The organism is Streptomyces geranii, assembly GCF_002954775.1.
GTDB lineage: Bacteria > Actinomycetota > Actinomycetes > Streptomycetales > Streptomycetaceae > Streptomyces > Streptomyces geranii.
The window spans coordinates 1-5,172 of record NZ_PJME01000103.1; the positions used below are offsets into that span (position 1 = coordinate 1).

At 71.8% G+C, this 5,172-nt stretch carries 5 protein-coding genes; all 5 read right to left on the reverse strand.

Annotated elements, in window-relative coordinates:
- Positions 1-296 precede the first annotated feature (296 nt).
- The 5 genes from cseC to CW359_RS44840 all read right to left on the reverse strand — a co-directional run bounded on the left by cseC (position 297) and on the right by CW359_RS44840 (position 5,054).
- Positions 297-1,610, reverse strand: a complete 1,314-nt coding sequence (gene cseC, locus CW359_RS44820) for a two-component system sensor histidine kinase CseC (protein ID WP_408647598.1) — start codon at positions 1,608-1,610, stop codon at positions 297-299.
- A 29-nt stretch (positions 1,611-1,639) separates the two neighbouring features.
- The gene (gene cseB / locus CW359_RS44825) at positions 1,640-2,347 is read right to left on the reverse strand and encodes a two-component system response regulator CseB (RefSeq protein ID WP_105976027.1); all 708 of its coding nucleotides are present in this window, start codon (positions 2,345-2,347) and stop codon (positions 1,640-1,642) included.
- 102 nt (positions 2,348-2,449) lie between these two features.
- Positions 2,450-3,061 (reverse strand): hypothetical protein, encoded by a 612-nt coding sequence (locus tag CW359_RS44830; protein ID WP_105976028.1) that lies wholly within the window; start codon positions 3,059-3,061, stop codon positions 2,450-2,452.
- 269 nt (positions 3,062-3,330) lie between these two features.
- Entirely contained in the window at positions 3,331-3,873 is a 543-nt protein-coding gene (locus tag CW359_RS44835) for a SigE family RNA polymerase sigma factor (RefSeq protein WP_105976029.1), read from the reverse strand.
- 269 nt (positions 3,874-4,142) lie between these two features.
- Positions 4,143-5,054 (reverse strand): HhH-GPD family protein, encoded by a 912-nt coding sequence (locus CW359_RS44840; RefSeq protein ID WP_105976030.1) that lies wholly within the window; start codon positions 5,052-5,054, stop codon positions 4,143-4,145.
- Positions 5,055-5,172 lie beyond the last annotated feature (118 nt).

Sequence of the window (5,172 nt, forward strand, 5' to 3'; positions counted from 1 at the left end):
TTCCTCGCCCCCGCCGCCCCTACCCGCGCCCCTCCCCGTTCCCATCCTTCTGGGGGCTGCGCCCCCAGACCCCCCTTGGTCCTCAAACGCCGGACGGGCTGAAAGACCTAGCCCGTCCGGCGTTTGAGGACGAGGCCGTCAAGGCCGATCCACCCCCCACCCACCCCCGCTGTACCCACCCATCCCAGACCGTCTCCCTCCAGCCCGTCCGGCGTTTGAGGACAAGCGGGGGGTCTGGGGGCGGCAGCCCCCAGGGATGGGACGGGTAGGGGCGGCGGGGGCGAGGAAAGGATTGCTCAGCTCTTCGTTCGCGGCATCATCGGGTAGCTGCCCGTGTTCGTCGGGGCGTGTTCCGGGAGCCACAGGACCGCTACCGCGCCCTCCGCGGGGACGTCCTCCGGGGCGCCCGGGGGGCGTATGTTGCGGAAGGTCAGGCGGGCGCCCAGGACTCGGGCCTGGCCTGCGGCGATGGTCAGGCCCAGGCCGTGGCCGTGGCCCGAGCGGTCGGTGCTGCCCGTACGGAAGCGGCTCGGGCCGTCCGCCAGCAGGTCCTCCGGGAAGCCCGCGCCGTGGTCGCGGACGCGGATGACCCTGCCCTCCACCGAGACCTCTATCGGCGCCCTGCCGTGTCTCGCCGCGTTGGCCAGCAGGTTGAACAGGACACGTTCCAGGCGACGCGGGTCCGTCGTGACCTCCGACTCGTGCACCACCTGCACGGCGATCTCCGGGTCCTTCGCGATCACCCGCCGCGCCACGAACTCGCCCAGCATGATGTCCTGCAACTCCGCCCGCTCCGACGCCCCGTCGAGCCGCGCCACCTCCAGCACGTCCTCCACCAGCGTGCGCATCGCCTTCGCCCGGTCGAGCACCAGCTCCGTCGGGCGGCCGGGCGGAAGCAGTTCGGCCGCGGTCAGCAGGCCCGTCACCGGCGTACGCAGCTCGTGCGCGATGTCGGCCGTCACCCGCCGTTCCGCCTCCAGCCGCTGCTGCAGGGTGTCCGCCATCGCGTCCACCGCCCGGGCGAGGTCGTCGGTCTCGTCCCGTACGACACCGCCGATCGCGTCCCGCACCCGTACGTCCGTCTCGCCCCTCGCGACCTGGTTCGCGGCAGCCGCCGCCTTCCGCAGTCGGCGCGACAACTGGGCGCCGATCAGCACCCCGAGCGCGCTGCCGCCGAGGACGACGGCGATCGAGCCGATGATCAGCGCCTGGTCGAGGTCGGCCATGATGTCCGTACTGCGGTCGGTGAACCCGGTGTGCAGCGACATGATGTGACCGTCCTTGAGCGGCACGGCCGCCCAGATGTCCGGCACGCCGTCCGGCCGGTCGGTCACATACGTCGCCCGGCGGCCCTCGGCCGCCTTCTCGCGCAGCTCCTGCGGCAGGTTCGGGTCGTCGACCTTGATGCCGGGGAAGTTGGGCCGCCCCGACAGGTTGTAGTTGCTCTGCCCGATCAGGACGCGTTCGTCCGCGAGGTCGCGCGCGCTGTCCAGCATCGACACCCGGGCCGCGTTGTGCACGACCAGACTGAGCGTGACCGCCACGAGCGCGCCCACCAGCGCGATGGCGGCACTCAGCTTCCACCGCAGTCCCGTGTGGATCCCCGCCATTCCTCTGAACCTGACGCCCATGGACCCGCTCAGGCCTTCAACTTGTAGCCGAAGCCGCGGACCGTCTCGATCCGGTCCTGGCCGATCTTCGTACGCAGCCGCTGCACATGGACGTCGACGACGCGGGTGTCGCCGCCCCAGCCGTAGTCCCACACGCGTTCGAGAAGTTTGTCGCGGGAGAGGACCGTGCCCGGCGCGGACGAGAACTCCAGCAGCAGCCGCATCTCGGTGGGCGTCAGCGCCACCGGCCGGCCGTCCTTGCGGACCTCCATGCCCTCGGTGTCGATCTCCAGGTCGCCGAAGACGAGCACCCCGCCGGTCACGGGCGCCCCGCTCTCCGCGCCCGCCGCGTTCGGGCCGCTCGCGTGACCGAAGCGGCGCAGGACCGCGCGGATCCGGGCGACCAGGACGGCACCGTCGAACGGCTTCGTGACGTAGTCGTCGGCGCCCGCCTCCAGGCCCAGGACGACGTCGATCGAGTCGGCGCGCGCCGACAGCATGATCACCGGCACGGTCGACTCGTCGCGGATACGGCGGCACAGGCTGACCCCGTCGAGACCTGGGACCATGACGTCCAGCAGGGCGATGTCGGGGCGGTCCGCGCGGAACGCCTCCAGCCCCGACAGCCCGTCGGGCATGGCGGTGACCGCGAAGCCGTCCCGCTCCAGGGCGAGTTGGGTGGCCTCGCGGATGACGTCGTCGTCCTCGACGAAGAGGACGTGGGTCTGGTCTGCCATCCCGCTGCTCTCAGTTCGCGACTTGTGGGTCAGGTCGTGTGGGTCAGGTGGTGTGGGTCATGTCATCTGTGCGTGGGGCATGTCGGCTGTGTACGGGGTGGGTCAGCTGGTGTCCGTCGTCGGGGCGGTGCCGCCGTCGACCGCGTTGCTGTACTCGTTGTGCGTGCGGTACTCCAGGGTGAAGCGGCCCGCCGTCCACCGATAGGTGATCACATTCTCACCGGACGGGCTCGTCACCGGGTCGTCCTTCTTGTACACCTGCTTGGTCACCACCAGGTCGCCCCGGTCTATCTCCGCGTAGACGGGGGACTCCTCGGCCCGGAACACATTCCGGTACCCCGTGCCGCTGCTCGCCTCGCGGTACACGTACGACCCGACGCCGACGGCATCGCTGCACGTCATGACGTTGACGACGACGTCGTCGGAGACCCCGTCGGTCAGGTCGCCGTACGACACGTCGACCGGGTACTCGTCCCCGACGCACGGCTTCAGCGCACGCTTGACCGAGGTCGCGACCTCCGGGTCGGCCAGGACGAGCTTGACCGCGTCCACGTCGTCCTCGGTGGCGTACGCGGAGGGCACGGGGGTGGGGTTCAGCTTGCCCGCGACGGCGTCCGCGCCGGCCGGTCCCTCGTCACGGGCGCCCGTACCGCCGGTGGCGCAGGCGGTGACGAAAAGGGCGAGGGCGGCGAGCACGGCCGTAGCCGTGATCACCGCCTGAAAGGCCCGCCGAGCGGGTGTGGGTGTAGGTGTGGGTGCACGTGCAGGGTCAAGGGTCGAGGTGGAGAGGCCCGGGCCATGGCCCGGGCGCTCCGGAGAAGCCGGCCCCGCGGTCTGGATCGGACCCGCTCCCTGACGGCCGGAACCCCGGACGGGACCCGGGTCGGGCCCGGGTCCCGGACGTGGACCGGGGGGTGGGTCCGCGTCCGGGACCCGCCGGCCCCGGGTCCCGTCCGGGGTTCCGGGATCGGTCGCCCCTGTGCCTAGGCCGCGCAACGCTCCCGCTCCTCATGTTCCAGCGCACGTGCGTCCAGATCGCGGGCCTCCAGCTCCTCCCGGAGCCGGGCGAGCGCCCGGTGCAGCGTGCTCTTGACCGTGCCGGCCGACATACCGAGGGCGGCGGCCGTCTCCTCCGTGGACATCTGCTCCCAGTGTCGCAGCACGACGACACTGCGCTGCTTGGGTGCGAGCACCTTCATGACATCCATCAGGAGCGCGCGGTCCGCGTGCTGTTCGGTGGAGTCGTCCACGCAAGCGTCCGGCAGCTGCTCGGTGGGGACCTCCTCCAGCTTGCGCGCCCGCCACCACTCGGTCCGGGTGTTGATCATCACGCGGCGGAGGTAGGCGTCCGCGAGCCGCTTGTCCGCTATGCCCTCCCAGCGGCCGTACGTCCGCACGAGGGCCGTCTGCAGCAGGTCCTGGGCGTCGACGGGGTCCGGGACCAGCCGACGGGCGCTGCGCAACAGCGCGTCCTGCCGTGTGCGGACGTACTCCTCGAACTCGAGCACCTCGCCCTGCTGCGACATCTCGACCGCCTCCCGATCCCCGTTTCCGACCCGTCTGCCGGCCGGCTTCACTGCCCTGTGGTCTGTACAGGGATGAAGCTACGGAGCGGTTGTCACGGAGGTGTCCGAGCCAGCCTGCGGGGAGCGCGCGGCTGTCCGTCGGTTGTGTAACGGAAGTAGGGGAGGGGTAAGCGGGCGGGGTGAGTTGGGATGGTTTGGGTTGTTTTAGGAGTGCGGGTGGAGGGCGTTGGAGTGTTACGGAAGGCCGAGTCTGTGTACGGGCATGTGACTCAGCTGTGCGGCAGGCGGTACAGCCCGCCGGGCAGCGGCTCGACCAGGCCGTCGGCGACGAGGCCGTCCAGAGCGCGGGCGCGCTGGACCGGCTCGTGCCACACCCGGTCGAGCGCCGACTGCGGTACGGGGGTGAGCGCCTCGCGGAGTACGGCGAGCAGCTTGCCGCGCACCTGGCGGTCCGTACCGGCGTACGTCTGACCGCGCCGGGCCGGTCCCTCGTGCTCGGGCTTCCCGGCGAGCCGCCAGGCGCACTGGGCGGCGATCGGGCAGCGGTGGCAGGTCTCGTTCCTGGCCGTGCAGACGAGGGCGCCGAGTTCCATGGAGGCCGCGGCCCAGCGGGCGGCGGTGTGCTCGTCGTCCGGCAACAGGGCGCGGGCGAGCTTGCGTTCGGCGGCGGTGGTGGCGTTCGGGGGGTACTGGACGCCGGTGACGGCGCGCGCGAAGACCCGGCGGACGTTCGTGTCCAGTACGGCGTGGCGCTGGCCGTAGGCGAAGGAGGCGACTGCGGCTGCGGTGTACTCGCCGATGCCGGGCAGGGCGAGGAGTTGTGCGTGGTCGGTGGGTACGTCGCCGCCGTGGCGCTCCGTTATGGCGACCGCGGCGCCGTGCAGGCGCAGGGCGCGGCGGGGGTAGCCGAGGCGGCCCCAGGCGCGGACGGCTTCGCCGGAGGGGGCGGCGGCGAGGTCCGCGGGGCGGGGCCAGCGGGCGATCCACTGCTCGTACACGGGGAGTACGCGGCTGACGGGGGTCTGCTGGAGCATGAACTCGCTGACCATGACTCCCCAGGGGCCGGCGTCGGGGTGGCGCCAGGGGAGGTCTCGGGCGTGGTCGTCGAACCAGTCGATGACAGGGGAGTGGAGGTCGGGGGTGGGGGCGGGATTGGGGGTGGGTTTCGTGGGCGCAGTCATGGCGGGTCCGATCCTGCCATGTGGGGGTGCGGGGGTGTGCGAAGTGGTGCGGCGCGGGCCTTTTTGTTTCGCCCCCGCCGCCCCTACCCGTTCCCATCCTTGGGGGGGGGGGGCCCCC

Excerpts from the sequence above, each read along its gene's own strand:
- cseC (WP_408647598.1), bottom strand. The coding sequence starts at position 1,610 with ATGGCGGGGATCCACACGGGACTGCGGTGGAAGCTGAGTGCCGCCATC.
- cseB (WP_105976027.1), bottom strand. The coding sequence starts at position 2,347 with ATGGCAGACCAGACCCACGTCCTCTTCGTCGAGGACGACGACGTCATC.
- CW359_RS44835 (WP_105976029.1), bottom strand. The coding sequence starts at position 3,873 with ATGTCGCAGCAGGGCGAGGTGCTCGAGTTCGAGGAGTACGTCCGCACA.
- CW359_RS44840 (WP_105976030.1), bottom strand. The coding sequence starts at position 5,054 with ATGACTGCGCCCACGAAACCCACCCCCAATCCCGCCCCCACCCCCGAC.